Genomic DNA, 25,862 nt, shown 5'->3' with positions numbered 1-25,862 from the left:
AAGCCCGGAAAGAAGCAGGGAGGACTGCGCGCACGACGTCGCCGTACGGACCGAAGCGGTCTGCGTCTGCTGGCGGCGATGGGCGGCGGATACGGCCACGGCGTCCTCGTTCGGCGGCGCTTTGCTGCGCCACAAGCTTCATAAACGAAACGCGGTTCATAGCGCAAGCGCCGTGCGGCCCGGCTGTGGGCGAGCGGTTCAGGCCAGCAATGCGCGCCAGCATGCCGGACAGTCGCGAACGGCGCGATTAGCCTGGAGCCGCCAGTCGCGGGCGGTTCTGCGGCGGTTCATCGCTCACGCCAGGGTGGGATCAACAGAGTTCGGACTGGCGCTGCTCGCTCGGGACGCCAAAGCTCCGGAGGGCGTTGCAAAGATCCAGCATTTCGGCAGCGGTCCGGTCATAAGGCACGATGGCGCGGCTGAAGCCGCGTTCGAGAAAGAGCAGCCGGTTGGCGATGCTTTTGTGGACCGTGGCGTAGCCGTCGAGCTTCGCGTGTTGGACTTGCGCGGTGGCCTCAATCACGCGGCAGTCGAAGTGGCGCTTGTCCGCCGCGATCCGGGCCAGCGTACGGCGCACCGCGGGTTCGCTGCCCTCCAGCACCTGGCAGAACCAATGGTGCGTGCAGACGAGGAAAAACGACACCCCGGTCTGCGCATTGCACCGGTGCGCCTGCTCGGCGATCCGATCGAACTCCTCGCATGTCCCATCGTCGCGAACAGGCAAGATGTGACTGCTGACGTAGATGGCTCGAAAAGGCATCGCAGCAACCGTGTTGTGAGCGTGGCGATCGTTACGCTGATTCGCGGAATGCACAAGTTGTTATCGTACATAGAAGCGCGAATACTCATCAGGTTTGTCTGTCCGGGTTGAACAACCCAGGATTGTAGACGTCGATGCAATTCCCAAATCTGATGTGATAATTTAATAACTGGTGTATAGCGCATCGCTCCACCAGTGTGCTCACGCGAGAGCCTTAGAATGGCCAAGACGCAGATGCAACGACAGCTTGTTTTTCGGTGGACCTGGGCTTGTCATGGACCTGAGAATGCTCTTGCGGCATTGGCGATGAATTCGAGCGCCGGCCGTTCTGCATGGCCGGCGGCCCCGCATGCCTTGCGAAATCTGCACGGATCCAACCGGAGTGGCGTCGATATCGGTAATGTTGAGCGTGAATTCACCGAATAAAACGGGGTAATAACGCACTGAGCCGCCTTTATTCACTGAGTAGACATTGTTTTTATGATCGGCGATATCGGACGATCTCACAGTGAAAACCGTTGATTGCGGGTGTCGCAGCAACATAACGGTCCTAAGTCGCCCACTCGCGCATTCGCGGGCGTTCAGGTTCGGGTTGACGCAGGCGCGTGTCGAATGCCAACGGTTGGCCTCGTCAAGGAGTCGCCGATGATCCGCCTGATTGCGCCTGTTCTCGTTTTCGCGCTCGCAGCTTGCAATGCCGCCGGCACGCCTTCGGCGCCGGTCGCGGCTGCGGCTCCGTCGTCCTCCGCCTACGCCAATCTGCCGGCCGGGGTGTCTCCTCCGGGCTTCCGGCTGCCGGAAGGGAGCGGCTGCGCGGGCGCGGTGGCGCGCTATGAAGCCATCATGGATAACGACCTGAATTCCGGCCATGTGAGCCAGTCGGTCTACAACAAGATCAAGGGCGAGATCGCCCAGGCGTCAGCGGCGTGCCAGGCCGGGCGGGATGGCGAAGCCGAAGCGCTCGTTCGTTCGTCCCGCAGCCGGCATGGGTATCCGCAAGGCTGATCGCGTCGTGTCGGCGCCGCGGCGCCGACACAACCGTCTCAGGCGTCCGGCGCTGGAGCGATGGCCTTCGGGGCGCGTCCCCGCCGGCTGACCGTCGGCGCAGGAGCACGGTGGAGCGCCTCGAGAGTTGCGTTGACCGGGTTGGGGAAATGCTCGAGCGTCGAGCCGGTCGCGGCGTCGACCCCCATGCCCACCAGGCCGCCAACCAGGATGTTGCCGGCGAAACCCGCCGCACCCGATCCGGCGACGCGCGTGGCGATTGGGATCTGCTGCTCCTTGTAGCCGTCCTTCGTGAACACCGCGACGAAATCGGATTTCCGCGGGATCTCAAGTGTGCAAGGCGTCGGACAGGTGTGGCCGAGCGACGTGCGCATCTGCGCGCCAGATGGCTCTGAGTTGAACGTGACTTGTCCGGTCGTGCCGCGGGTCACCGTGGCGCATCCGGCGGTCATCAAGACCACCCCGGCGAGAGCGAAAATCGTTTTCATGCTGCCCCCTGATTGGAAGCGGATTAGCAGCATGGCTTATGGCCACGTTCAAGCTTCGCCCTCGCTTCGCGATCGCTCTTTGCGGGGCTTTCCCCAGGCGACTTTCGTTCAGCTGCGCGGCGCGAACGCCTTGCGCAGATAGGCCACTACAAAAGGCGGCATTGCGGCTTCGTCGATGTCCGCCTCCGAGCGCACGACGCAAATGTCGGACAACTCCGGCTGCTTCTCCCGCGCCAGGGTCGAGAGGATGCGGGCGCGCAGGTCATCGGCGGGTTCGGGGGACTCGACCCGGCGCATGAGCGCGATGCGCTGGCCGTGGCTGACCACGGTCCAGTCGTCCGCAAACGTGACGTCCGCCTCCGTCAGGCCGGTTTCCTCCTCGAGTTCCCGCGCGACGCTGCCTGCGAGATCGACACGCCCGTCAAAGACGTCGCTGGGGTCGGGCGTTCCGGCCGGGAAATAGATCTTCCCGGCATTGGCGGTTTGCGGGCCCATCACGCCGAGGAGGTAAGCGCCTTCCGCGCTCCGCAGCGCCGCCATTGCAAAACCGTTGCGCATGCTGCGGTCCGGAAAGCCGAAGTCGCGCCAAGCCAGGAAACGCGAGAACCGGGTTTCCAGATAGGCGGCGCGGAACACGTCTCCGTCCACGCCGCCGGTGTGCAGCACCAGAACCTTGCCGTCGAACAGCGCCGGGTTGTGGCCGACCTGCGCGGCCCAATGCGCGTCGATGCGCTCGCGCTCGGCCTCGGCCCAGGGCCAGGGCCTTTGGTCCACGCGGCAATCGATGTGCGTCACGCGCGCGAAAACGGGAGGCGGCAAATCATCCGTCACGGCAATGTCCTGGGCTGAAACAGTGTGCGGCGGTCAGAGCCGCAGCGATCCTTCGGAGACCACGACGGCGCCGCCGCCGATGGTGGCGCGGACGAGACGCCCACCTTCCACGCTGAGGCCGAGCGTGATCTGGGATGGGCGGCCCATCGCGTAGCCCTGCTCGATCACGAGGCTGTGCTCGCCGTCGCCGGGCTTGTCGAACTCCATCACGACGCCCGCGAACGCCGCCACCGCGGAGCCAGTCGCGGGATCCTCCATCACGCCCATGTCGGGTGCGAACATGCGGGCGTAGTAGGCGCTCGACGCGTCGCTGGTCTCGCGCGAGTACACGAAGGCGTTGGGGTGGTCGGCGGGGCCGACGCCCTCGTTCCAGGCGGAGAGGTCCGGCCGGGCGCGATCGACCGCGGCCTTGTCCCGCAGCGGCGCAAAGGTGAAGCCGTTGCCGGCCGAGTAGATCGTGGGGCGGTGCGCGCCGAAGCCGAGATCGGCCTCCGTCAGGCTCAGGGCGTGCGCGATGGCGGCGCCGGCGGGCGGGGCGGCAAGCTTTTCGGGCAGCCTCGGGAGCGTGAACGTCGCCTCGCCGCATCCGTCGTGCTTCACCTCGACGACGCAGGCGACGAGGCCCACCTTCTCCTCCAGGCCGAAGCCGAGCACGCCGTGTCCGGGGCCGTGATCGAGGCAGCCGAGCAAGACCGCCGCTCCAACGGTGGGATGGCCCGCGAAGGGCAGCTCGCGGCCGGGGGTGAAGATGCGCAACCGCGCGCGGTTGTGCGCGTCGGCGGGCGGCAGCACAAACACGGTTTCGCTCAGGTTGAACTCGCGCGCGATGCCCTGCATCGCGGCGTCCGTCAGGCCCTGGCTGTCCAGCACCACCGCGAGCGGGTTGCCGGCCATCGGCCGGGTGGTGAACACGTCGAGGGTGAAAAAGCGGCGGCGCATGGCGACCTCCTGGTTCAGTCGCGGCGGTTGGCGGGAAGGTCGATTTCCACCGCGAGCAGGCAATGATCGCTCGCCTTGGGCCGGTCCCAGCCGACGCGCGGATAGCGATCGGCCGTGGTGGCGAGCCTGGGGATGGAACGATCCGGATCGCGCGGGTCGAGCGGGGTGCGATAGGGCAACCCGCGCCGGACGATCTCGACGGTCGCGCCGCGCTCCGCCAGGGCAGGGGAAAGCAGCACGTAGTCGAGCTGCACGTGCTCCTCGCGGATCCGCCCCTCGTCCTCGATCCAGGCGCGATGGAAATGGGTCCACCGCTCATGCGGCGGCAGGTCGGCCACCGGGTTGACGCCGAAATGCTCGGTCAGGACCTGGAGGGCCGGGGAGGGCTTGGAATCGACCGCCCCCAAGGGGCCGATCACCTCGGAATAGTCGTTGAGGTCGCCGGCCACGATCCAATTGGCCCGGCGCCAGTCCGGCCCGAACCGGCGCTGCACCAGCGCGCGCACGGCGCGGGCCTCGGCCCGGCGCAGCGGCATGGTGGCGGGGCGGCCGTCGGCCTTGCCGTTGTTCATGGATTTCAGGTGGCACACGAATAGCGTGAGCGTCATGTGGCCGAGGTCCAGGTCCACCATGAGGCAATCGCGGTTGAAGACCCGGTCGCCCGGCTTGATGCCGAAAGCCGCGATGTCGCGGTCGAAGACGTCGAACTGCTCGAACGTGCCCTCGCGGTGCGATGTCACCGTGACCTGGTCGGGCCGCAGCAGGGAGCGGCGGGCCGCAAAGCCGACGTCGATGCCGCGGCGGTCGTTGCCCTCCATGAGCTTGAAGTGGCCGTAACGGATGTCTGACATGCGATGGACGTAGTTGGCGAAGAACGCCTCCAGCACGCGCAGGCTGTCGACCTCCTGCAGGCACAGCACGTCGGCGCGCGCCTCCGCGATGGCGAGCGCCGTCATCTGCCGCTTGTCGTCCTCCAGCGTCAGCGCGACGGAGCGCTCGGCGGCCTCGCGCTCGTGCGGGCGGTCGAACTCGGCCAGCGACATGGCGGCCGTGACGTCGCCGCGCTGCACGTCGGCGAAGCGCCAGCGGGACGAGAGGTTCTCGACGTTGAACGTGGCGACGCGCAGCTTCATGGCCAAGACATTCCATCCCGGCGCGCGGGCGGCAAGCCTAAACCGGCTCCACCGGGAAGCGATGCGTGGGCGCGACGAACTCGTCCTGCGCCGCCACCGTGAGGATCTCGCGCGAGCCGGCCTCCTCGGTGCGCTTCAGGAGGCCATAGACGGAGGCCGCGGCTTCGCCAAGCGCCTGGGCGGCGGAGCCCGAATGAAGCCAGTGAACGAAGAACAGCGCCGCGATCGCGTCGCCCGCGCCGTTGACGCTGACGTTCAGCCGGGGCGTCCGGACCCGATGGACGCTTTGCCCATCCGACGCGAGCAGGTCCATGGCGTCGTCCGGCGTGTCCTCGCTCAGCAGCGAGGTGACGAGCACCACTTTGGGGCCGAGCCGGTGCGCAGCCGCGAGCGCCGCCTTGGCGTCGCCCAGCGAGTTGCAGGTCCTCCCGGTCAGGAGCTCCAGTTCGAACTGGTTCGGCGTGATCACGTCGGCGGCCGGCACGGCCTGCTCGCGCATGAACTCCGGCACGCCGGGGCGCACGAAGACGCCCCGGCCGACGTCGCCGATCACGGGATCGCAGCAATAGGCGGCCTTGGGGTTCGCGGCCCTGACCCGTGACACCGAGGACAGGATCGCGACCCCGATGTCCGACGACCCCATGTAACCCGAGAGGACGCCGTCGCAGGTTCCGAGCACGTCGCGCTGGGCGATGCCGTCGACGAGCTCCTCGATCATGGGGCCGTCGAACACCCGTCCGGTCCACTGGCCATAGCCGGTGTGGTTGGAGAACTGCACGGTGTGGATGGGCCAGACCTCGCAGCCGAGGCGCTGCATCGGGAAGGTCGCGGACGAGTTTCCCACGTGCCCGTAGGCGACATGGGACTGGATCGAGAGAATGTTCATGCCCGCAGCATCGCCAAGGATGGCGGCTGCAACAAATCAAAAGGGCTGATCGCCGCGATCGCGGACGGTGAAGTCAGAGCCTCGAGGAGTGCGGTCGTTCAGAAGGAAGCGCGATCCAGAGCGAACTCGTAGATGGCGAAAACGGCGGCGCAGAGGGCGAACCGGAGTTCTGCCGAGAGTTCCATGGCGCGGTCCTCGAAAGTGTTGCCGCCTCGTTAACGCCACCAAGCCGCCGTTGTTCCTCCCAACTCCGCCATAGCAAAGTGCGGCAAATATACATTCTAAAATGTAAATATAGATCTGGACGCTCCGCAAAACGTGTATTGATTCCAAATCCGGGCTAAGCTACGGTTTTGTTCGTTAAACCGAACGAGCTCCGGCGATGCCTCTGATCAAAACTGCCTCGACTGATTCGCCGGCTACGCTCCCCGACCGCCTGGACGCAGCGTTCGGCGATCTGCCGCCTGCTCTCCGCCTGCGCGTGTTGCGACGCGCCGTCTCGGGCGCCATCGTATTCACGACGAGCTTCGGGCTCGAGGACCAGGCGCTGACGCATTGCATTTGCGACGCCGGCGTTGACGTCGAGATCGTCACGCTCGACACCGGTCGGCTTTTTCCCGAGACCTACACGCTCTGGGCCGAAACGGAGCAGCGCTACAAGCGCCGGATCCGCGCCTACTACCCGCGCCACGAGGACCTTGGCGACCTCGTGTTTCGGCAGGGCGTGAATGGCTTCTTCAACTCCGCGGAGTCCCGCAAGGCGTGCTGCGGCGTTCGCAAGGTCGAACCCCTCAGGCGCGCGCTGGACGGCGCGAGCGCCTGGGTCACCGGCCTTCGGGGCGACCAGTCCGCCAACCGGCAAGGGATGGGGTTCGTCTCACTCGACCAGACGCATGAGCTCCTGAAAGCCAATCCACTGTTCGACTGGAGCCGCGACGCCGTGCTGGCGTTCGCTGAACAGAACGACGTTCCGCTCAATCCGCTGCATGCGAAGGGCTTTCCGTCGATCGGCTGCGCGCCTTGCACGCGCGCCGTTGCGCCTGGCGAGCCCGAGCGGGCAGGGCGCTGGTGGTGGGAGGAAGAGGCCAAGAAGGAGTGCGGCCTGCACGTCGCCGAGGATGGCCGGCTTGTGCGCGCGGGAGCGTCGGCATGATTCAGCTGACCCATCTCCAGAAGCTCGAGGCCGAGGCGATCCACATCATCCGGGAGACCGTCGCGACCTGCGACAACCCCGTGATGCTGTACTCGATCGGCAAGGACTCGGCGGTGCTGCTGCACCTCGCCCTCAAGGCGTTCTACCCGGGCCGGCTGCCCTTTCCGGTGCTCCATGTCGACACGACCTGGAAGTTCCGGGAGATGATCGCCTTCAGGGACCAGCGCGCGCAGGAACTCGGCCTCGATCTCATCGTCCATGTGAACCAGGACGGCGTCCGGGCCGGGGTGAACCCCTTCGACTCGGGCTCGCGCGCCCACACGGACGTCATGAAGACGCAGGCGCTGCGGCAAGCGCTGGATGCGCACAAGTTCGACGCGGCTTTCGGCGGCGCCCGACGCGACGAGGAGAAGTCGCGCGCCAAGGAGCGGGTCTTTTCGCTGCGCTCGGCCGAGCATCGCTGGGATCCGAAGGCGCAGCGGCCTGAGCCATGGCGGCTCTACAACACGCGCAAGCGTCCTGGCGAGAGCTTCCGGGTCTTCCCGTTGTCCAATTGGACCGAGCTGGACGTGTGGGATTACGTCGCCCGCGAAAACATCCCGGTCGTGCCGCTTTACTTCGCCGCGCCCCGGCCCGTGGTGGAGCGCGACGGCGCGCTGATCATGCGCGACGACGACCGCATGGCGTTGCGGGAGGGCGAGGTCGTCCAGACGCGCATGGTCCGCTTCAGGACCCTGGGCTGCTACCCGCTCACGGGCGCGGTGGAGAGCACGGCCGCGACCCTGCCGGAGATCATCGCCGAAATGCGCGGATCGCGCTCCTCCGAGCGACAGGGCCGGATCATCGACCACGACGGCGCCGGCTCCATGGAGCAGAAGAAGCAGGAGGGCTACTTCTGATGAGCGCCGTCGCCCTCAAGGCCGTTTTGGCGGCCCAGAACCCTTCCGCTCACCCCGCGGCCGCCGCCGCTCCAGCCCTGTTGCGCTTCATCACCTGCGGCTCCGTGGACGACGGGAAGTCGACGCTGATCGGCCGCCTGCTGTTCGACGCCAAGCTCGTGCACGACGACCAGCTCGACGCGCTCGGCCGCGACAGCCGCCGGTTCGGCACGCAGGGCGACAAGCTCGATCTGGCCTTGCTGGTGGACGGCCTCTCGGCCGAGCGCGAACAGGGCATCACGATCGACGTGGCCTACCGCTACTTCGCGACGCCGCGCCGCTCCTTCATTGTCGCCGACACGCCCGGGCACGAGCAGTACACCCGCAACATGGCGACAGGCGCGTCCACGGCCGATCTCGCCATCATCCTGATCGACGCCCGGAAGGGGGTGTTGCCGCAAACGCGCCGGCACTCGTTCATCGTCTCGATGCTGGGCGTCCGCCACGTCGTGGTGGCGGTCAACAAGATGGATCTCGTCGGCTTCGACCGGGCCGTGTTCGAAGGGATTGTCGCCCAATATCGCCACATGGCGGGCGGCCTCGGCTTTGCGACGATCACCCCCATTCCAATCTCGGCGCTTGAAGGCGACGGCGTCGCGGGTCGCTCGCCGAACATGCCCTGGCATGCGGGCCCGACGCTGTTCGAGCACCTGGAATCCGTGGACGTGGCCGGCGCCGTGCAGTTGGCGGCCCGGTTCCGGATGCCCGTGCAGTGGGTGAACCGGCCGAACCTCGATTTTCGGGGCTTCGCAGGGACGATCGCGGGCGGAGCCGTCTCGCCGGGCGACGAAGTTGCGATCCTGCCGGGCGGCCGGCGCTCCCGGGTGGCGCGCATCGTCACGCAGGACGGAGACCTGGCGGAGGCGGTCGCCGCACAGGCTGTGACGCTGACGCTCGCCGATGAGGTCGACGTGTCCAGGGGCGACGTGATCGTGGCGGTGGACGATGCGCTCACGGCCCGTCGCGCCTTCGCGGCGCGGCTGCTGTGGATGTCCGATAGGCCGCTCGCCAGTGGTGCGGAGCTCACGCTGCGGCTGGGCGCGTCGAGCGCAACCGCGCGCGTCGCCATCGCGGGCGCAGTCGACATCCACTCGTTTGAGATCCACGCTGCCGACGCGCTGGCGATGAACGAGGTGGGTATCGCGACGATCGCGCTCGATCGCGCAGTGGCGCTGACCGACTACGCGGAAGACCGCGAACTCGGCGCCTTCATCCTGGTGGATCGCGTGTCGGGCGACACGGTGGCGCTCGGCCTCGTGGACGCGGGAGCCGTCCGGCTGGTGCGCTCCGTGTCGGGCGATGGCGTTCCGTCCGCTTCTCCGGGCCGGAGCCGCCACTGGGTAAAAGTCGCCCTCGATCGTCTGGCGCCGGGCGGGTGGCCGCAGATCGTCGAGGAGGCGAGCTGGCGCGCCCTGGCGTCGCTCGCGGTGGCGGCGCTGGTTCAGCTCACTTTCGCCGATTGGCGCATCACAGCCGCGGCTGCGCTCGCCGAGGCGCTTCTTCGCCCCATTCTCCGTCTGGCGCACCAGGCGGCCTGGAGGTCGTTCGAGCGCCAACGCATCGCCCGCGGTCACTACGACGCGGAGGGAAGCGGAATATGAGCGAAAGCCCATTGCTCGAGCCGGCGCCCGTGGACGCAAGCCGGGAACGCCGCGCCAACCTGGCGTTTCTTGCGCTCGTCGTCCTGGCGGCGATCGGCGCGGCGCTGTTGAACGACGTGCGCGAGGGGCCGCCCGCCCCCGCTGCTCCGAAGGTTGAGGCGCGCAACGCAGCGCCTTGATGCAGACCCCCGCGCATTTCGCGGCGAGGTCGTTATAGTGAACGCAGGAGAGCATCGATGACACGCAAGCGCCTTCGACGACTTTTCGATTACGCCATGGCGGCGCTCGCCCTGGCGTTCTGCCTCGCGGTGACGGCCGGCGCTCGGGCCCAGACCGTTGAGCTTTTGAATGTGTCCTACGACCCCACCCGCGAGCTCTACCGCGCCATCAATGCGGCGTTCGCGCAGGAGTGGAAGGCGAAAACCGGCAAGACGGTGACGATCCGCCAATCCCACGGCGGCTCCGGCGCGCAGGCCCGGACGGTGATCGATGGGCTCAACGCCGACGTCGTGACCCTGGCGCTGGGCGGCGACATCGACGCCATCGCGCAGCGGACCAAGAAGATCCCCGCCGACTGGCAGAAGCGCCTGCCCAACAACGCGTCTCCCTACACGTCCACGATCGTGTTCCTGGTGCGCAAGGGCAATCCCAAGGGAATCAAGGACTGGGGCGACCTGGCCAAGCCGGGTGTGGGCGTCGTGACGCCGAACCCGAAGACCAGCGGCGGCGCCCGCTGGAACTACCTCGCCGCCTGGGCGTGGGCCAAAAAGGCCAACAACGGCGACGAAGCCAAAACGCGCGAGTACATCGCGGCGCTGTTCGCGAACGTGTCGGTGCTGGACACCGGCGCGCGCGGGGCGACCACCACCTTCGCGCAGCGCGGCATCGGCGACGTGCTGCTGGCCTGGGAGAACGAGGCCTATCTGGTGGGCGAGGAGTTCGGCGCCGAGAAGTTCGACATCGTGACGCCGTCGCTGTCGATCTTGGCCGAGCCGCCTGTGTCGCTCGTAGACGGCAACGTCGACGCCAAAGGCACGCGCGAGGCCGCGCAGGCCTACCTAGACTTCCTCTACACCCCGAAGGCGCAGGCGATCATCGCCAAGCATCACTATCGCCCGATGAAGCCCGAAGCCGCGGACCCGAAGGACATGGCGCAGTTCAAGACGATCGACCTCGTTACGATCGACAAGGACTTTGGCGGCTGGACCAAGGCGCAGCCCGAGCACTTCGGCGACGGCGGCACTTTCGACCAGCTCTACAAGCCGAAGCGCTGAGCATGCAGGCGGCCGCATCCCGCTGGCGCCAGCCGAGCATCCTCCCGGGGTTCGGGCTGGCGCTCGGCGTGACGCTGACGGCCTTGTGCCTGATTGTGCTGATCCCGCTGGCCGGCCTCGTGCTGAAAGCCGCCAGCATCGGCCCCGCCGAGTTCATCGCGATTGCGCGATCGGAGAGGACGGTGGCGGCGCTGCGGCTCTCGTTCGGCGCCGCCTTCCTGGCCGCGCTCGTGAACGCGATCTTCGGGATGCTGATCGCCTGGGTGCTGGTGCGCTACCGCTTTCCCGGCCGGCGGCTCGTGGACGCTGCCGTGGACCTGCCCTTTGCGATGCCGACGGCCGTCGCCGGCATCGCGCTCGCGGCCGTTTATGCGCCGAATGGTTGGGTCGGCTCGTTGCTGGACCCTCTCGGCGTCAAGGTGGCCTACACTCCTCTGGGCGTCGCAGTCGCGCTTGTGTTCATCGGCCTGCCTTTCGTGGTGCGAACCGTCCAGCCCGTACTGGAGGAGATCGAGCCCGAGGTGGAGGAGGCCGCCGCGCTGCTGGGCGCGGAACGCCTTCGCACGGTGTTCACGGTGGTGCTGCCGGCCGTGTTCCCGGCCCTGATCACCGGCTTCGTGCTCGCCTTCGCGCGGGCGGTCGGGGAATACGGCTCGGTGATCTTCATCGCCGGCAATGTGCCGATGGTTTCGGAGATCGCCCCGTTGCTGATCGTCATCCGGCTCGAGCAGTTCGACTACGCCGGCGCAGCCGTAGTGGGCGTGCTCATGTTGCTGGCGTCGTTTCTGCTCATCCTCCTGCTGAACCTGCTGCATGGCGGGCTGCGGCGGAGGTACGGCCATGTCTGAGGCCGCTCTCACGCCATCTCCGGCGCGCCCCGCCCGGCGCGCGGGCGGCGCACGCGTGCGCGGCGAAAGCCGACTCGTGCAGGCCATCCTGATCGCCATCGCGCTCGTGTTCCTGCTGCTGGTGCTCGGCTTGCCGCTCGCGTCCGTGTTCGTGGAGGCGTTCCGGAAGGGCTGGGACGTGTATCTCGAGGGCCTCTCCGACCCGGACGCGCTCGCGGCCGTACGGCTGACCTTGCTGGTCGCCGCGATCGCGGTGCCGGTGAACGTCGTGTTCGGCCTGGCGGCGGCGTGGTGCATCGCCAAATACGAGTTTCGCGGCAAGACGCTGCTGACCAGCCTCATCGACCTGCCATTCTCGGTGTCGCCCGTTATCTCGGGCCTCGTCTACGTGCTGCTGTTCGGCGCGCAGGGCTGGTTCGGCCCCTGGCTGAAGGCGAACGGCGTCGAGATCATCTTCGCGCTGCCCGGCATCGTGCTGGCCACGATCTTCGTGACCTTCCCGTTTGTCGCCCGCGAGGTGCTGCCGCTGATGCAGTCGCATGGCACGGCCGACGAAGAGGCCGCGCTGACGTTGGGCGCCTCCGGCTGGCGAACTTTCTGGACCATCACGCTGCCCAACGTGAAATGGGGCGTGCTCTACGGCGTGCTGCTCTGCAATGCGCGCGCGATGGGCGAATTCGGGGCCGTCTCGGTGGTGTCGGGCCGCATCCGCGGGCTCACCACCACCATGCCGCTGCATGTCGAGATCCTCTACAACGAGTACAACACGGTGGCGGCCTTCGCGGTGGCGTCGCTGCTCGCGCTGCTCGCGCTCGTGACGCTCGTCCTGAAAACCCTGCTCGAATGGCGCTACGCCGACCATCTCTCGGCGAACGGCAAACATTGATGGGAGTTCGCGCATGTCCGTCGCGGTGACGATCGAGGGCGTGACCAAGCAGTTCGGCGCGTTCGCGGCCCTCAGGGGCGTTTCGCTCGAGGTGGAGCCCGCCGAGCTGGTGGCGCTGCTGGGGCCATCCGGCTCCGGCAAGACCACGCTGCTGCGCGTCATCGCCGGCCTGGAGGAGCCGGACGGCGGCGAGGTGCGCTTCGACGACGTCGAGGCGCATCGGCTGTCGCTGCGAGACCGCCGCATCGGCTTCGTGTTCCAGCACTACGCGCTGTTCAGGCATCTCAGCGTCGCCGACAACATCGCGTACGGGCTGCGCGCCCGTCCCCGGGCCGAGCGCCCCTCCGCGGACGAGATCCGCCGCCGCGTCGGCGCGCTGCTCGACCTCGTCCAACTGGTCGGGCTGGAGAAGCGGTTTCCGGGGCAGCTCTCAGGCGGGCAGAGGCAGCGCGTCGCGCTCGCGCGCGCGCTCGCGATCGAGCCGCGCGTGCTGCTCCTGGACGAGCCCTTCGGCGCGCTGGACGCGCGCGTGCGCAAGGACCTGCGCCAGTGGCTGCGCGACGTGCACCGGCGCACGGGCCACACCACCCTCTTCGTCACCCACGACCAGGACGAGGCGTTGGAGCTGGCGGATCGGGTGGCGGTGCTGAACGATGGGCGGATCGAGCAGGTCGGGACGCCGGACGATGTCTATGATCACCCGGAGACGCCGTTCGTGTGCGGCTTTCTGGGGGAGAGCAACCGGCTCGACGTGGAGGTGGCGGGCGGGCAGGCCTTCTTCAACGACAAACCAATCTTCGCCGCCCCGGCCCACAACGCGCGCGGCGTGGCGAACCTCTATGTGCGCCCCCAGGACGTGCGGCTGGTGGAGCCGCCGAACGCGCATGGGCTGGCGGGCGTCGTCGCGGCCGTGCGCCGCCATGGCGCGATCCGGCGGGCGGAGGTCGCCGTGACCGGGCTGGCGCGCCGGCTGGAAGTCGATCTCCCGAGCGCGGTGGCGCCGGCGGTGGGCGAAACCGTGGGATTGAAGATCATCCGCGCAACCGTGTTCGGCTCGGGCTGACGTGGAGCCAACAAAAAAGCCTCGCAGCGAACTGCGAGGCTTTTCGGATCATCGAAGATCGATTCTTAGCGCCAGAACAGCGCAAGAAGAATGATGATCGGCAGCGGAATTCCAAGCATCCAAAGCAAAGCGCCCTTACCCAAGCCCATAGTGTCCTCCTGTTGCTTTCGCTGCACTGACAACGGAGCAACGCCGTTCTGGTTCCGAGTCAGCCGGAGGAAAAGTCAAGCCTGCGCTCCGGCCGGACTAATAGAGGTTGCATGGGCCAAGGCTCGTGACGCGCGGCGGCAAGAGCGGCCTTCCGGCCCAGCTTCAGCATGGAACCGATCTCAATGTCGCGAGTTTAACGGCTCAGCTGCGGCTTGGATCGGGGTTCGGGGGCGGGTTCGTCGTCGATGGGCGTGAGGGTGGAGAGCCCTCGCCCCACCTCCCGCTCCTTCAGGGGGAGATTAAGACATGGCGGCAACCGCCGATTGGAACGGCGTCATCGCGCGCCGCCGGGATGAGATCATCCAGGGCTGGCTCAACTTCCTGCGCGCCGAAGGGGCGCTGCAGACAGGGCGCATCAAGGACGCCGAGCTGCAAAGCGAGTGCGGCCGCGTTCTGGCGCTCGTGGCGCCGGATCTCGCGCATGCGGGCGACCGATCGCCGGCGTCCGACGAGCTCAGCCAGACGCTGAGCGCCTTGTCCCGGTCGCGCGCCCTGCAGGGCTTTACGCCCAGCGAGACCGCCAACTTCGTGCTCGGCCTGAAGCCCGCGCTGTTCGGCGCGGTGGCGGCCGAATATGCCGGCCAGGGCGACCTGATCGCGGCCGCCACGCTGGACGCGACCCGCAAGCTCGACCGCCTGGCGCTGATCACCATCGAGGCCTACCAGCGCTCGCGCGAAGAGGTGATCATTCGCCAGCAGCGCGAGATCTCCGAGCTTTCGACGCCGGTGGTGAAGCTGTGGGACGGCATCCTCGCGCTGCCGCTGATCGGCACGCTGGACAGCGAGCGCACCCAGGTGGTGATGGAGAACCTGCTCCAGTCCATCGTCGACACCTCGGCCGAGATCGCCATCATCGACATCACGGGCGTTCCCACCGTGGACACGCTGGTGGCGCAGCATCTGCTCAAGACCGTCGCGGCGGCGCGGCTGATGGGGGCAGATTGCGTGGTCAGCGGCATCCGTCCGCAGATCGCCCAGACGATGGTGCATCTCGGGGTGGAATTGAACGTCGTCTCGAAGGCGAGCCTCGCGGACGCGCTCGCGCTGGCGCTGCAGCGGATCGGCAAGCGCGTGACCGACGTGCCGCAGGCGTTGGCCGCCCCCGACTATAGCCGCTGAGGATCGCCGGATGGACCGCATCCCGATCCTCAAGATGGGCGACGCACTGCTGATCACCATCCAGGTGGACATGCACGACAGGCTGGCGCTCGCCCTGGAGGAAGACCTCACGGCCAAGATCGCGGCGACGCGGGCCAAAGGCGTGCTGATCGACATTTCGTCGCTCGAAATCGTCGACAGCTTCATCGGCCGCATGCTGGACAACATCGCGGCGGTATCTCGCATGCTCGACGCCGACACGGTGGTGGTCGGCATGCGGCCGGCCGTCGCGATCACGCTCGTGGAGCTCGGCCTGTCGCTGACGGGCGTCAAGACCGCGCTGAACGTGGAGCGAGGCATGCTGCTGATTCAGAAGCGCCTGCGCGGCCTGGGAGACTTCAGTGGCCGTCGTTCGTGACGACGTGATGCCGGTCCGCAGTTCCGACGACATCGTCAGGGTGCGGCAGGAGGTCCGGGCGCGGGCGATCGAGATCGGGTTGAGCCTCGTCGACCAGACCAAGATCGTCACGGCGGCGAGCGAGCTCGCCCGCAACACGCTGGACTATGGCGGCGGCGGCACCGCGCGGCTGGAAATCGTGCATGAAGGCATGCGGCGCGGGCTGCGCCTGACTTTCGAGGACGAGGGCCCCGGAATCCCGGACATCGCGCTCGCGCTGAAGGACGGTTGGACTTCCGGCAAGGGCCTCGGTCTTGGCCTGAGCGGCGCGCGGCGCCTCTCCAACGAGTTCACGCTCGATTCGAGACCTGGCGAGGGCACGCGCGTCACCATTGTGCGTTGGTCGTAGGGGCAGTCATGGCGACCGAGGCGATCAGCGTTCACGAAGCGAGCCAGGTCTCGGAGGCGCGCCGCCGGGCCGTGCTGCTGTCCGAGCGCATCGATTTCTCGGCGGAAGACAATGGCCGGGTCGCGATCGTGGCGACCGAACTCGCCACGAACCTCATCAAGCACGCCGGCGGGGGAACGATCCTGGCCGCTCTCTATTCGGATGATGAGGGCGACGGTGTGGAGTTGATTGCGGTGGACCGTGGGCCCGGCATGTCGGACGTCAACGCCTGCCAGCGAGACGGGTTCTCGACGGCGGGCAGCGCCGGCCAGGGCCTGGGGGCGATCGGTCGGCAGGCGCAGTTCATCGACGTCGCCTCTTGGCCGGGGCAGGGCTCGGCCGTGATGGCCAGGCTGGCGCGCGCGCGCCCGTCCCCCGGCCAGGCCGAGCCCACGCGCATGGGGCTGACGCTCGGATCCGTCGCGACTCCCAAGCCCGGCGAGGAAGTCTGCGGCGACGCCTGGACGGTGGCGCGGGACCGCGCAGGTCGGCCGATGCTGCTGGTCGCCGATGGCCTCGGCCACGGCGCCGCGGCGGCGGAAGCCTCCACTGCGGCGGTTCGGATCTTCGCGACGCACGCGGCGAGCTTTCCGGACGTGGTCGACGCCATCGAGCGCATTCACGATGGGCTTCGGGCGACGCGTGGGGCCGCTGTCGCGGCCGCGACCCTGGACGTCGATGAAGGGCGGGTGACCTTCTCGGGCATCGGCAATATCGCAGGTGCGGTGGTGGGACCGGGCGAAATTCGCCGCATGGTCTCGCACAACGGCTCCGCGGGTGTTTCCGCCCGGCGGGTGCAGGCCTTCGAATATCCGTGGCCGCGCGACTTCCTGGTGATCATGCACTCGGACGGGCTCTCGTCGGGGTGGTCGGTGGAGCGCTATCCCGGCCTGTTCTCGGCTCATCCCAGCCTCATCGCGGCCGTGCTGTGGCGCGACGCCTGCCGGGGACGCGACGACGCCACCGTGGTGGTCGCGAGGGCGCGCGCATGAGGCACGCCATCATCTCGACTGCGCTGCAAAGCGAGATGGACATCGTGTTCGTGCGCCAGCGCGCCCGCAGCGTGGCGGCCCGGCTCGGCTTCGACGCGCAGGACCAGACCCGCATCGCCACGGCGGTGTCCGAGATCGCCCGCAACGCCTACGCGTACGGGGGAGGCGGCAGAGCCGAGTTTCTGCTCGACGGCGAATTGCAATCACAGTCGATGGTGATCCGGATCAGCGATACGGGTCCGGGCATCCGTCAGCTCGAATCCATCCTGGAGGGTCGCTACAAATCCCGCACCGGCATGGGGCTTGGCATCATCGGGGCGAAGCGCCTGATGGACGGTGTCACGATCGACACGACCCCCGGCAAGGGAACCGTGGTGGAGTTGCGCAAGGCGCGGCCGTCGCGCGCCGCCCCGCTGGCCCCGCAGGCGCTGGGAGCGCTTGCCTCCGCGGTGGCCCGCGAGGACAGCGGCGACCCGCTTGGCGCGCTTCGCGACCAGAATCGGGAGCTGATCAACAGCCTGAGCGAGTTGAAGGAGCGCAACGAGGAGCTGCAGACCCTCAGCCGCGAACTCGAGGACACCAACCGCGGCGTGGTCGCGCTTTATTCCGAACTCGACGAGAAGGCCGAGCAGCTGCGCCAGGCGAGCGAGCTGAAGACGCGTTTCCTGTCCAACATGAGTCACGAATTCCGCACGCCGCTGAATTCCATCCTGGCGATCTCGCGCATGCTGATCGACCGGATCGATGGCGAGCTGACGCCCGAGCAGGCGCGGCAGGTCGGCTATATCCGCCAGTCCGCCGAGCACCTGACCGAACTCGTCAATGATCTCCTCGACCTCGCCAAGGTCGAGGCGGGCAAGCTCGACGTGAAGGCGACCCGCTTCACCATCACGGAGCTGTTCGGCGGCCTGCGCGGCGCGATGCGGCCGCTGCAGACGTCGGAAGCCGTCGCGCTCATTTTCGAGGAGGCGCCGGGCCTGCCAGCGCTGAACACGGACGAAGGCAAGGTCGCGCAGATCCTGCGCAACTTCATCTCCAATGCGCTGAAATTCACCGAAACGGGCGAGGTGCGCGTCAAGGCTGCCTGGGACGCCCAAGCCGAGGTCGTCACCATCGCGGTGAGCGATACCGGCATCGGCATCGCGACGAGCGACCAGGGCCGGATCTTCGACGAGTTCGTGCAGGTCGAGAACCGGCTGCAGGCGCGTTCCAAGGGAACCGGCCTCGGGCTGCCGCTCTCGCGCAAGCTCGCGGAGCTGATCCGAGGCGAGGTTTTGGTGACGAGCGAGCCCGGACAGGGGTCGTGTTTCTCGCTCGTGTTCCCGGCCGAATTCAACGGAACCAAGGCCGCCGGCGTTTCGTCGGCCAGCCCGCAGACCCGCCGCGTCCTGATCGTCGATGACGACGAGGCGTTCCGCTACGTGCTGCGGCAGATCATCGGCTCGGACCCTGCCTATGAGGTGGTGGAGGCGGAAAACGGCCTGGAGGCTCTCGACAGCATTCGGGTCGCCCGGCCGGACGCGATCCTGCTCGACGTGCAGATGCCCGTGATGGACGGCCCCGCGCTGCTCCGTCGCCTGCGCGAGGAGCCGTCCACCGCGGCCATTCCGGTGATCGTGTCGACCTCGCATGTGATCGACCCCGCGCTGCGGACGCAGCTCGGCGTTGCGCAGGCGCTGATCAGCAAGGAGGCCCTGTCGCGGGACGTGCTCCTGTCGTTGCTGGCGGGCGTCACAGGCGGTCCGGAGCCGGTTGCATGAGCCCGCAGCCGCGCCTCGTCCTGAATGTCGACGACACGGAGGCGGTCCGCTACGCCAAGACGCGGACGCTGCAGCGGGCGGGCTACGAGGTAATCGAGGCGGGGACGGGGGCGGACGCCCTGCGGCTCGTCGACGAGCGAGAACCCAGCGTCGTTTTGCTGGACGTGAAGCTGCCCGACTACAGCGGCATCGAGATCTGCCGCATCATCAAGCGCGATCGTCCCTGGATCCTCGTGCTGCAGGTTTCGGCGTCCTTTGTGGCCAGCGCCGACAAGGCGCGCGGGCTCGACAGCGGCGCGGACTCCTACATGGCCCAGCCCGCCGAGCCGGAGGAGCTGGTGGCGGCCGTGCGGGCGCTGTTTCGCCTCCACGACGCCGAGAATGCCCTCCGCAGGCTCAATGACGAGCTGGAGCAGCGCGTTGCGGACCGGACGCGGGAGCTCGCCGACTCCAACGCGCGGCTGCAGGCCGAAATCCTCGAACGCGCCAAGGCGGAAGCCGCGCTGGTGCAGTCGCAGAAGATGGAGGCCGTGGGCCAGCTCACGGGCGGCATCGCGCACGACTTCAACAACCTGCTGGCCGCCGTGGTGGGCGGCTTGAGCCTGATTCAGCGGCGGTCCAAGGAGCAGCCCATCGTCGAACTGGCGGGCCATGCGATGCATGCGGCGCAGCGCGGCGTGAAGCTGATTTCGCAACTGCTCGCCTTTTCGCGCACCCAGGAGCTTGAAGCCAAGCCGGTGGATGTGAACGGCCTCATCCTGGGCATGCAGAATCTGCTCGTGCAGTCGATCGGGCCGACGGTGGCGATTTCCACCGACCTCGACCCGCAGGCCGGCCACGTGCTGGCCGACGCCAACCAGCTCGAGCTGGCCCTCGTCAACCTCGCGATCAACGCCCGCGACGCCATGGCGGGAAACGGCCGCATCACGCTGTCGACCAAGGTCGAGCCGCAGCCGGGATCAGCCTTGAAATGGATCGTGGTGGCGGTCGAGGACGATGGACCCGGGATGCCGGACGCCGTGCGCGAGCGCGCGTTCGATCCGTTCTTCACCACCAAGCCGGCCGGGCAGGGCACCGGGCTTGGCCTCTCGCAGGTTTATGGCGTGGCGCGCCAACTCGGCGGGCGAGCCACCATCGAGAGCCAGGAAGGCCGGGGAACGAAGGTCATGATCCTGCTGCCGCAGGCGCAAGACTTCGAGGCGCCCATCCTGGCCGCGCCGCTGAAGGACGTTCCCGGCGGCAATGGCGAAACGGTGTTGCTGATCGAGGATGACGACGACGTGCGCCGCGTCCTGTCGGACGCCCTCGTGGAGCTCGGCTACCAAATCGCGGTGGCGGAGAACGGCGTCGAAGCGATCGCGATCGTGGAAGGGTCGCCGGTGGACGTCGTGGTGCTCGACTACGTAATGCCGGGCATGACGGGAGCCGAGACCGCGAAGCGCCTGAAGGCGATCCGGCCCGACCTGCCGATCGTGTTCGCGAGCGGCCACGCGGATACGCGCGCGTTGGCGGACGTGCCCGGCGCGCATCGCCTGCTGCGCAAGCCGTTCGCGTTCGACGAACTGGCGCAGCGGCTGCGCGAAGAACTCACCCGAGGGGCGTGAGGGCTGTCGGAAGAGTCCGCCGCGCCTACATAGCGGGCGGGAGCCGTATCGCATGACATCAGAACCTTTGCCGGCGCTCCGCCGGACCGACGCACTGGCCGACTGCGACGTCGTGGTGATCGGCGCGGGCGCGGCCGGCCTCGCGGCGGCGCGCGACCTGGTCGCCGCAGGGCTGCGCGTGCAAGTGCTGGAGGCGCGGGACCGCGTGGGCGGCCGCGCTTTCACGGACAGCTGCGGCGGCGCGCTCTTTGACGCCGGCGCGGCCTATGTGCACTACGCGGACCGCAATCCCTGGGTGGAGATCGCGGCCGAGCTGGGCGTTTCCTTGCTCGAGCATAGGGGCTGGGGCGCCGGCGTGCACTTTCGCGATGGGGAGCGCCTGCCTGAAGTTTTTCGGCGCGAGCGCCAGCGCGGGGCGGGGCGGCTGTGGGAGTTGATCTACGAGACCGAGGACGACCGCGGGCGGTCGCCCGATTGCTCGCTGCTCGATCTGGTCCGCGACGAGCCGGACGGCGTGCTGCAGGCGGCGCTGCGCTACGGGCGGCAGGCGATCGGCGAAGATCCGGAGCGGGTCGGCGTCGCGGATCTGCGCCAGCTCTGGGAGGGGCCGGACCGCACCGTGCCGAGCGGCTACGGGGCGCTGGTGAGCGCCACGGCCGTTGGCTTGCCGATCCGGCTCGGGACGCCGGTGAGCCGCATCGCGTGGTCAGCCGGCGGCGTGCGGGTGGAGAGCGGGGCAGGTGTGCTGTCGGCCCGGGCCGCGATCGTCACCGCGCCGGTTGGCGTGCTGGCCGCCGCCGCGATCGCGTTCGAGCCGGCCCTGCCGGCCTCGACCCTGGACGCCATCCACGGGCTGCGGATGGGCGCCCTCACCAAGGTTGTGCTGGCTTTCGACGGCGAGCGCTTCGGCTGGCCGTCGCCGAGCGATCTCTATCCGCTGGGCTCGGGCTTCAATCTCGAACTCTGGCCGTTTGACCGGGACATCGTGATCGGGACCATCGGCGGCACGCCGGCGCGGGACCTGGTTCGCGACGGAGAAGCCGGGGCCGTGGCGGCGATGCTCGACGTGTTCGCCGGCATCGTGGGATCGGACGCGCGCAAGCGCCTGCGCGCCGGGCGCCTGGCGGACTGGACCGCGCAGCCTTACTCGCAGGGGTCGTACTCGTATGCGCCGCCCGGCGCTGCCGGGTTGCGCGACGCCCTGGCGCGGCCGGTCGGCGAGCGCCTGTTCTTCGCCGGCGAGGCGACGTCCGGCGGCGGCGACACGGTCGGGGGCGGCATGACGGTGGGAGGCGCTACGCTCGCTGGCAGGGCGGCGGCGCGGCAGGCGGTGGCGGCGCTGCGCGCCTAGTCGCCGACCCCGGGGCCCGGCGCACGCATTCCGATGAAGCGGTGCTGCACCCGCCACTGCTGCGGGTTGACGCCTGACCAATCGCGGAACGCTCGGGTCAAGGCGCTCGCTTCCGAATAGCCCAGCAGCAGCGCCACCTCGCTCAGCGGGATCGAGGTGGTGCGCAGCAGGTGCTGGGCGATGTCGTAGCGCGTCTCGCTCAGCAGGGCGGAGAAGCTCGATCCCTCCGCGGCCAGCCGGCGCGTCAGCGTTCGCTTGTTGATCCGCAGCGCCTTCGCGATGTCGTCAGCGCAGGGCGCGCGGTCGCGCAGCCGCAGCCGGATGGTGCGGCGCACCTCCTCGGTAAATCCCTGGCTCTCCAGCGCGTGCATGGCCTCGACCTGGCGGCGCAGGTAGCGGTAAAGCGCGGGATCGGCGCCCGCGACCTGCGCGTCCAGCCAGCGCGTCTGGAAGGACAAGGCCGTATGGTCGGAGTTGAAGCGGACCGGCGCGTTCAGCAGCCGCCAGAATAGCGCCGGCTCGGCCGGCCGCTCCCGGCAGATCCGGACCTCGAGAGGGCTCCAGGCGTCCCCGCAGATCTTGCCGAGCATCCGGTAGAGCACGCCCATCGCCATCTCGGCGATGTCGTCCGCGCCCGGCATGCTGGCGTCCAGCGGCGTGTAGCCGATCGTGAACGCATCGCCGTCGGCCGACGTGACCGGGATGCCGCCGCGGCCCTGGAAGTGCAGGTATTCGGTTAGGTCAGCAATGGCCGCCCCAACCGTCGGGGCGTTCTGGGCGAGAAAACCCACAAGGCCCAGCGATGAGGGCGGCGACGAGCATCCAACCAGAAGGCCGAAATGGCCCAGGCCGGATCGTGCGGCGGCGAGTTGGAGGAAGCGGCCGAGCGCCTGGTACGACACCAGCGCATCCGGGTCGTCGAATGCGCCTGCATCCAGCCCGGCCTCTTGGCAAAGCGCCTCGAAGGGCTGCTGCCTGTCGGTCAGGATCTGCTTGGCGGGTTCCGCCGGCCCGATCCGGAGAAAGCCGAGCGGCGGCGCCCCGTCGCCGGTGTGGACGGTCTTCCGGCTGCTCGGGTCTTCGACGGCGGTGCGATGCGTCTGGGTGGACATGGCCTGAGTCGCGTAGCGTCAGGCAACTTACGCGAGCCTGGATGACACTAGTCAACCCTTTGGGGCCGGCTGCGCACAGGTGCGAGGCCGGGAGCCTCGTTGGCTCCCGGATTGGGCTCCCGGTACGGATCAGACCCGGGCGAGGCTTTCGAGCTTGGGCAGGTCCGTCACGCTGACATAGGGACCATCGACCTTGCAGCCGCTTTTCTCGATTTGCGCGAAGTTGCGCGACAGGCTCTCGGGCGTCATGCCGAGCCGCAGCGCAAGCGTTCGCTTGGAATAGGGCAGCTCGAAACGCTCCGCGCCGCCGTAGTGGCGCTGAACGCGCAGCAGCCAGTGCGCCAGCCGCTCGATGGAGGTGCGCAGCTTCTGCTCGGCGAGTTCCTTGGCGAGGCGCGTCGAGAGGGTCGAGGCGATCACGGCCGCCGAGAAGGCGAGGCCGGGATCTTTGGACAGCGCCGGAATCAGCGCGGAGCCCGGAATGGCGAGCAAGCGCGCCGTGGACAGCGTGCGGGCGCCGTGCACGGGCTCGTCGCTGGAGAGAAGCGCGTCCAGTCCCACCGCGAGGCCGTCCCGGACGGTGCACAGCATGGCTTCCCGCCCGGCTTCGATGGAGAAAAACTCCACCGCGCCTTCGAGAATCACGTGAACGAAGCCGGGCCGCTCGCCGCCGCCGATCAACTCCGTGCTGGAAGGAACGCGCTGAACGAGGCATACACGCGAAAATTGTTCGAGCGTCTCAGGGCTAGCGTCACGAAAGAGAGGCGTCGACCGTAGCCCCTCGACCGAATAGCTCTGCTGGATGGTCATCAACATCGCGAGGGGCACCTTCTCGTATTTCGAGCGCTGGACGGCAGGACGGCCGCCAATCGGTCGATTCCTTGTGCCTGCATGGTGCGACTTCGAATCAGGCCATGCATGACAATCTGGGACGCGATTTATCTCATAGGTTGTGTTACAGAGTGTAAACACCAAACACGGGCAATGGCCAGTGCGACTTATCGAGAGTCGCCGAACAATCTCGGTGTTCGCGCGTTGTGTTCCCAGTTGAAGAAGGGAGACCCGCATGGACAAGCAGCACGCCAAAGGCGCGATGGATAAGGCCAAGGGCGCCGTCAAGGACGCGGCCGGCAAGATGACCGGCGACGCCAAGCTCCAGGCCGAGGGCAAGGCCGACAAGGCGAAGGGCGAGGGCCGCATGGCGGTCGGAGACGCCAAGGACGCCGTGAAGAAGGCGACCCGCTGACCTCAGCATCGTGATCGCGAAAAGGCCGGCTCCAAGCCGGCCTTTTTCTCGTGCTGCGCTTGGGCGCAAAAGGAAAGGCCGGCGCGAGGCCGGCCTTCCACGACGAAACTGAACCCTGTCTTAGTCGCAGCGGCGGATGCGGCGCACCACCATGTCGCCGTCGGCGTTACGCTTGCGGATGGTCGTCACGCGGCAATCCACAGAACCGGTCTCGAAATTGCGGTAGCGGTCCCGGCGTTCGACCCGGCGCTCCCAGCGGTCACGGCGATCGAAACGATCGCCCCCATCCCAACGATCGCCGCGATCATAGTCGCGGTCCCGGCTGATGCGCGGGCCGTTGGTGTCGATCGTCAGGCTCTGGGCCGAGGCGGCCGAGGCGCCCATGAGACCGAGCGCGAGCGCGATGGCGATCCTTTTCATGCGTTTTCTCCTTACGTTGACTTGGGAGACCAACGCGCCGGCCGCGCACGTGTTCCCGAAACTCGGCCGGTCCGGCTGGAAACGAGCGGAGCGCCGGCCCTGGCCGGGTGGGCTGCGTCCGAACGTCCCCTTGCGTTTTCGCTGCACTGCGTCATGATCACCGTGCGGTGCACAATGTCTTGCTCGCCCCGAGGATCCTCCATGGCGACGACACACGACAAGATCAGGCGCAGGCTCGCCCCGTTTCTGGCCGAGCAGCGGATCACCGAACCGGAAGTGACCACGACGCTCGCCTTCGCGAACGGACCCGAGCGCCTCGTTGTTCGCGTCAGCCCGCGCGGCAAGGAAAGCGATCGCCTGGCGACGGAACTGAACGCCGCGCTGGCGGACCTTGGCGACGACGTCGTGGTGGAGCTCGCCCAGGCTTCCTGACCCCAAGGCTCGGGGCGCCTCGACGCGACGCCCTGTCGCGTTCGCTAAACCGCGCCATCAGTGCTTCACTGTGCGGACCTCGCGAGTGGAGACGCCCATGCGCCGCCTTGTTGCGATCATCAGCTTCGCCGTCCTGGCCCTGTTCGGCGGATCCGCGAACGCGCAGACGACGGATCATGACCCGTGCACGGGGCTTGTGTCATCGAGCCCCAGCCTCGTCCAGCCTGCCGCGCTCGGCATTGGCGAGGTCGGGCTCACCTTCATCGGCCATGCGACCTTCGTGATCGAGAGCCCGGGCGGCGTGCGGGTCGCGACCGACTACAACGACTATGTGCGCGCGCCCGGCAAGCTCGACGCCGTGACGATGAACCACGCGCATTCGACCCATTTCACCGACCGTCCGGACCCGTCGATCCCGCTGGTGCTGCGCGGCTGGAACGAGAGCGGCGGACCCGCCCGGCATGACGCCACGGTTGGCGACATGCACATCCGCAACGTTCCGACCAGCATCCGCGATTGGGGCGGCGGAACGGAGCGGGACGGCAATTCCATCTTCGTGTTCGAGACCGGCGGTTTGTGCGTGGCGCATCTCGGCCACCTGCATCACACGCTCCTGCCCGGCCATCTGAAGCAGCTTGGCCGCATCGACGTGGTGCTTGTCCCGGTCGACGGGAGCTACACGCTCGACATGGACGGCATGATGGAGGTGCTCGCGCAGCTGAATGCGCGGGTGATGATCCCGATGCATTTTTTCGGGCAGGCCACCCTCAGCCGCTTTCTGGAGCGCGCCCAGGCCCGTTGGCCCGTGGAGCGGCGCAGCGACCCCTTCCTGATGGTGTCGCGCGAGACGCTTCCCGAAACGCCGACCGTGATCGCACTTCCGGGACGCTGATCGCACGGCACGAAGCCTGCATGATCAACAGCAATCACGCGAGCGCGATTTGCGGGCGGAGCTCGCGCTGCGTAATCTCCGGCCGCCCACCTGAA

General features: G+C 68.0%; 28 protein-coding genes. 19 read left to right on the top strand and 9 right to left on the bottom strand.

The features are described 5' to 3' along the window. Nucleotides 1-310 precede the first annotated feature (310 nt). Entirely contained in the window at nucleotides 311-760 is a 450-nt protein-coding gene (locus IEV99_RS17565) for a BLUF domain-containing protein (protein ID WP_280514684.1), read from the bottom strand. Nucleotides 761-1,405: 645 nt separating this feature from the next. On the opposite strand from IEV99_RS17565, the gene IEV99_RS17560 reads away from it, so the two are divergent. After that, nucleotides 1,406-1,765, top strand: coding sequence for a hypothetical protein (locus IEV99_RS17560; RefSeq protein ID WP_188519023.1), 360 nt, complete (start codon nucleotides 1,406-1,408; stop codon nucleotides 1,763-1,765). A gap of 38 nt (nucleotides 1,766-1,803) precedes the next feature. Here the strand turns inward: IEV99_RS17560 and IEV99_RS17555 are convergent, their stop codons facing one another. The 5 genes from IEV99_RS17555 to pdxY form a co-directional block, all read right to left on the bottom strand. Then, nucleotides 1,804-2,286, bottom strand: coding sequence for a translation initiation factor 2 (locus tag IEV99_RS17555; protein ID WP_244643911.1), 483 nt, complete (start codon nucleotides 2,284-2,286; stop codon nucleotides 1,804-1,806). Between the two features lie 75 nt (nucleotides 2,287-2,361). Beyond that, the gene (locus tag IEV99_RS17550; protein WP_244643910.1) at nucleotides 2,362-3,084 is read right to left on the bottom strand and encodes an NUDIX domain-containing protein; all 723 of its coding nucleotides are present in this window, start codon (nucleotides 3,082-3,084) and stop codon (nucleotides 2,362-2,364) included. 33 nt (nucleotides 3,085-3,117) lie between these two features. Next, the gene (locus tag IEV99_RS17545; protein ID WP_188519022.1) at nucleotides 3,118-4,023 is read right to left on the bottom strand and encodes a PhzF family phenazine biosynthesis protein; all 906 of its coding nucleotides are present in this window, start codon (nucleotides 4,021-4,023) and stop codon (nucleotides 3,118-3,120) included. A 14-nt stretch (nucleotides 4,024-4,037) separates the two neighbouring features. Further along, nucleotides 4,038-5,156: an endonuclease/exonuclease/phosphatase family protein gene (locus IEV99_RS17540; RefSeq protein ID WP_188519021.1), complete on the bottom strand. Its 1,119-nt coding sequence runs from the start codon at nucleotides 5,154-5,156 to the stop codon at nucleotides 4,038-4,040. A gap of 37 nt (nucleotides 5,157-5,193) precedes the next feature. Then, entirely contained in the window at nucleotides 5,194-6,042 is an 849-nt protein-coding gene (gene pdxY, locus IEV99_RS17535) for a pyridoxal kinase PdxY (RefSeq protein ID WP_188519020.1), read from the bottom strand. A 382-nt stretch (nucleotides 6,043-6,424) separates the two neighbouring features. Between pdxY and IEV99_RS17530 the strand changes: the two genes are divergently transcribed. The 15 genes from IEV99_RS17530 to IEV99_RS17460 all read left to right on the top strand — a co-directional run bounded on the left by IEV99_RS17530 (nucleotide 6,425) and on the right by IEV99_RS17460 (nucleotide 21,665). After that, nucleotides 6,425-7,195, top strand: coding sequence for a phosphoadenylyl-sulfate reductase (locus IEV99_RS17530; RefSeq protein ID WP_188519019.1), 771 nt, complete (start codon nucleotides 6,425-6,427; stop codon nucleotides 7,193-7,195). Then, on the top strand, nucleotides 7,192-8,094 hold the full coding sequence (gene cysD / locus IEV99_RS17525) for a sulfate adenylyltransferase subunit CysD (protein ID WP_188519018.1): 903 nt from the start codon (nucleotides 7,192-7,194) through the stop codon (nucleotides 8,092-8,094). Before IEV99_RS17530 ends, cysD begins: the two co-directional genes overlap by 4 nt. Then, the gene (cysN, locus tag IEV99_RS17520; RefSeq protein WP_188519017.1) at nucleotides 8,094-9,734 is read left to right on the top strand and encodes a sulfate adenylyltransferase subunit CysN; all 1,641 of its coding nucleotides are present in this window, start codon (nucleotides 8,094-8,096) and stop codon (nucleotides 9,732-9,734) included. The genes cysD and cysN overlap by 1 nt, the downstream gene beginning before the upstream one ends. Continuing rightward, on the top strand, nucleotides 9,731-9,913 hold the full coding sequence (locus tag IEV99_RS17515) for a hypothetical protein (RefSeq protein WP_188519016.1): 183 nt from the start codon (nucleotides 9,731-9,733) through the stop codon (nucleotides 9,911-9,913). The genes cysN and IEV99_RS17515 overlap by 4 nt, the downstream gene beginning before the upstream one ends. A 57-nt stretch (nucleotides 9,914-9,970) precedes the next feature. Then, nucleotides 9,971-11,008, top strand: coding sequence for a sulfate ABC transporter substrate-binding protein (locus tag IEV99_RS17510; RefSeq protein WP_188519015.1), 1,038 nt, complete (start codon nucleotides 9,971-9,973; stop codon nucleotides 11,006-11,008). A 2-nt stretch (nucleotides 11,009-11,010) separates the two neighbouring features. Continuing rightward, nucleotides 11,011-11,856 (top strand): sulfate ABC transporter permease subunit CysT, encoded by an 846-nt coding sequence (gene cysT, locus IEV99_RS17505; RefSeq protein ID WP_188519014.1) that lies wholly within the window; start codon nucleotides 11,011-11,013, stop codon nucleotides 11,854-11,856. Then, nucleotides 11,849-12,742 (top strand): sulfate ABC transporter permease subunit CysW, encoded by an 894-nt coding sequence (gene cysW, locus IEV99_RS17500; protein ID WP_188519013.1) that lies wholly within the window; start codon nucleotides 11,849-11,851, stop codon nucleotides 12,740-12,742. The genes cysT and cysW overlap by 8 nt, the downstream gene beginning before the upstream one ends. A 13-nt stretch (nucleotides 12,743-12,755) precedes the next feature. After that, nucleotides 12,756-13,805 (top strand): sulfate/molybdate ABC transporter ATP-binding protein, encoded by a 1,050-nt coding sequence (locus IEV99_RS17495; RefSeq protein WP_188519012.1) that lies wholly within the window; start codon nucleotides 12,756-12,758, stop codon nucleotides 13,803-13,805. 456 nt (nucleotides 13,806-14,261) lie between these two features. Then, the gene (locus IEV99_RS17490; protein ID WP_188519011.1) at nucleotides 14,262-15,134 is read left to right on the top strand and encodes an STAS domain-containing protein; all 873 of its coding nucleotides are present in this window, start codon (nucleotides 14,262-14,264) and stop codon (nucleotides 15,132-15,134) included. 10 nt (nucleotides 15,135-15,144) lie between these two features. Beyond that, the gene (locus IEV99_RS17485; RefSeq protein ID WP_188519010.1) at nucleotides 15,145-15,531 is read left to right on the top strand and encodes an STAS domain-containing protein; all 387 of its coding nucleotides are present in this window, start codon (nucleotides 15,145-15,147) and stop codon (nucleotides 15,529-15,531) included. Then, nucleotides 15,515-15,919: an anti-sigma regulatory factor gene (locus IEV99_RS17480; RefSeq protein WP_244643909.1), complete on the top strand. Its 405-nt coding sequence runs from the start codon at nucleotides 15,515-15,517 to the stop codon at nucleotides 15,917-15,919. Before IEV99_RS17485 ends, IEV99_RS17480 begins: the two co-directional genes overlap by 17 nt. 8 nt (nucleotides 15,920-15,927) lie before the next feature. Further along, nucleotides 15,928-16,950 (top strand): ATP-binding SpoIIE family protein phosphatase, encoded by a 1,023-nt coding sequence (locus tag IEV99_RS17475; protein ID WP_188519009.1) that lies wholly within the window; start codon nucleotides 15,928-15,930, stop codon nucleotides 16,948-16,950. Beyond that, nucleotides 16,947-18,710: an ATP-binding protein gene (locus tag IEV99_RS17470; RefSeq protein WP_188519008.1), complete on the top strand. Its 1,764-nt coding sequence runs from the start codon at nucleotides 16,947-16,949 to the stop codon at nucleotides 18,708-18,710. Before IEV99_RS17475 ends, IEV99_RS17470 begins: the two co-directional genes overlap by 4 nt. Continuing rightward, nucleotides 18,707-20,314, top strand: coding sequence for a response regulator (locus tag IEV99_RS17465; protein WP_188519007.1), 1,608 nt, complete (start codon nucleotides 18,707-18,709; stop codon nucleotides 20,312-20,314). Before IEV99_RS17470 ends, IEV99_RS17465 begins: the two co-directional genes overlap by 4 nt. A gap of 52 nt (nucleotides 20,315-20,366) precedes the next feature. Then, the gene (locus IEV99_RS17460; RefSeq protein ID WP_188519006.1) at nucleotides 20,367-21,665 is read left to right on the top strand and encodes a flavin monoamine oxidase family protein; all 1,299 of its coding nucleotides are present in this window, start codon (nucleotides 20,367-20,369) and stop codon (nucleotides 21,663-21,665) included. Here IEV99_RS17460 and IEV99_RS17455 read toward each other — a convergent pair. Next, nucleotides 21,662-22,777, bottom strand: a complete 1,116-nt coding sequence (locus tag IEV99_RS17455; protein ID WP_188519005.1) for an AraC family transcriptional regulator — start codon at nucleotides 22,775-22,777, stop codon at nucleotides 21,662-21,664. The genes IEV99_RS17460 and IEV99_RS17455 overlap by 4 nt on opposite strands. Nucleotides 22,778-22,906: 129 nt before the next feature. Beyond that, entirely contained in the window at nucleotides 22,907-23,593 is a 687-nt protein-coding gene (locus IEV99_RS17450; protein WP_188519004.1) for a helix-turn-helix domain-containing protein, read from the bottom strand. A 250-nt stretch (nucleotides 23,594-23,843) separates the two neighbouring features. Here IEV99_RS17450 and IEV99_RS17445 point away from each other — a divergent pair, with 250 nt between their 5' ends. Continuing rightward, nucleotides 23,844-24,023, top strand: coding sequence for a CsbD family protein (locus tag IEV99_RS17445; protein WP_188519003.1), 180 nt, complete (start codon nucleotides 23,844-23,846; stop codon nucleotides 24,021-24,023). Between the two features lie 120 nt (nucleotides 24,024-24,143). On the opposite strand, the gene IEV99_RS17440 is transcribed toward IEV99_RS17445, so the two are convergent. Then, nucleotides 24,144-24,443 carry a hypothetical protein gene (locus IEV99_RS17440; protein WP_188519002.1) on the bottom strand — a complete coding sequence of 100 codons (300 nt, stop codon included), beginning with the start codon at nucleotides 24,441-24,443 and terminating at the stop codon, nucleotides 24,144-24,146. A gap of 201 nt (nucleotides 24,444-24,644) precedes the next feature. Here IEV99_RS17440 and IEV99_RS17435 point away from each other — a divergent pair, with 201 nt between their 5' ends. Both IEV99_RS17435 and IEV99_RS17430 read left to right on the top strand, forming a co-directional pair. Then, nucleotides 24,645-24,875 (top strand): hypothetical protein, encoded by a 231-nt coding sequence (locus IEV99_RS17435; RefSeq protein WP_188519001.1) that lies wholly within the window; start codon nucleotides 24,645-24,647, stop codon nucleotides 24,873-24,875. Nucleotides 24,876-24,972: 97 nt separating this feature from the next. Continuing rightward, complete coding sequence (locus IEV99_RS17430; RefSeq protein ID WP_188519000.1) at nucleotides 24,973-25,767, top strand: MBL fold metallo-hydrolase; 795 nt, start codon at nucleotides 24,973-24,975, stop codon at nucleotides 25,765-25,767. Nucleotides 25,768-25,862 lie beyond the last annotated feature (95 nt).

Source organism: Alsobacter metallidurans, from assembly GCF_014636935.1.
Taxonomy (GTDB): Bacteria; Pseudomonadota; Alphaproteobacteria; order Rhizobiales; family Beijerinckiaceae; genus Alsobacter; species Alsobacter metallidurans.
The sequence above is the reverse complement of the archived record's forward strand: the minus strand, read 5'-3'. Positions and strand labels throughout refer to the sequence as shown.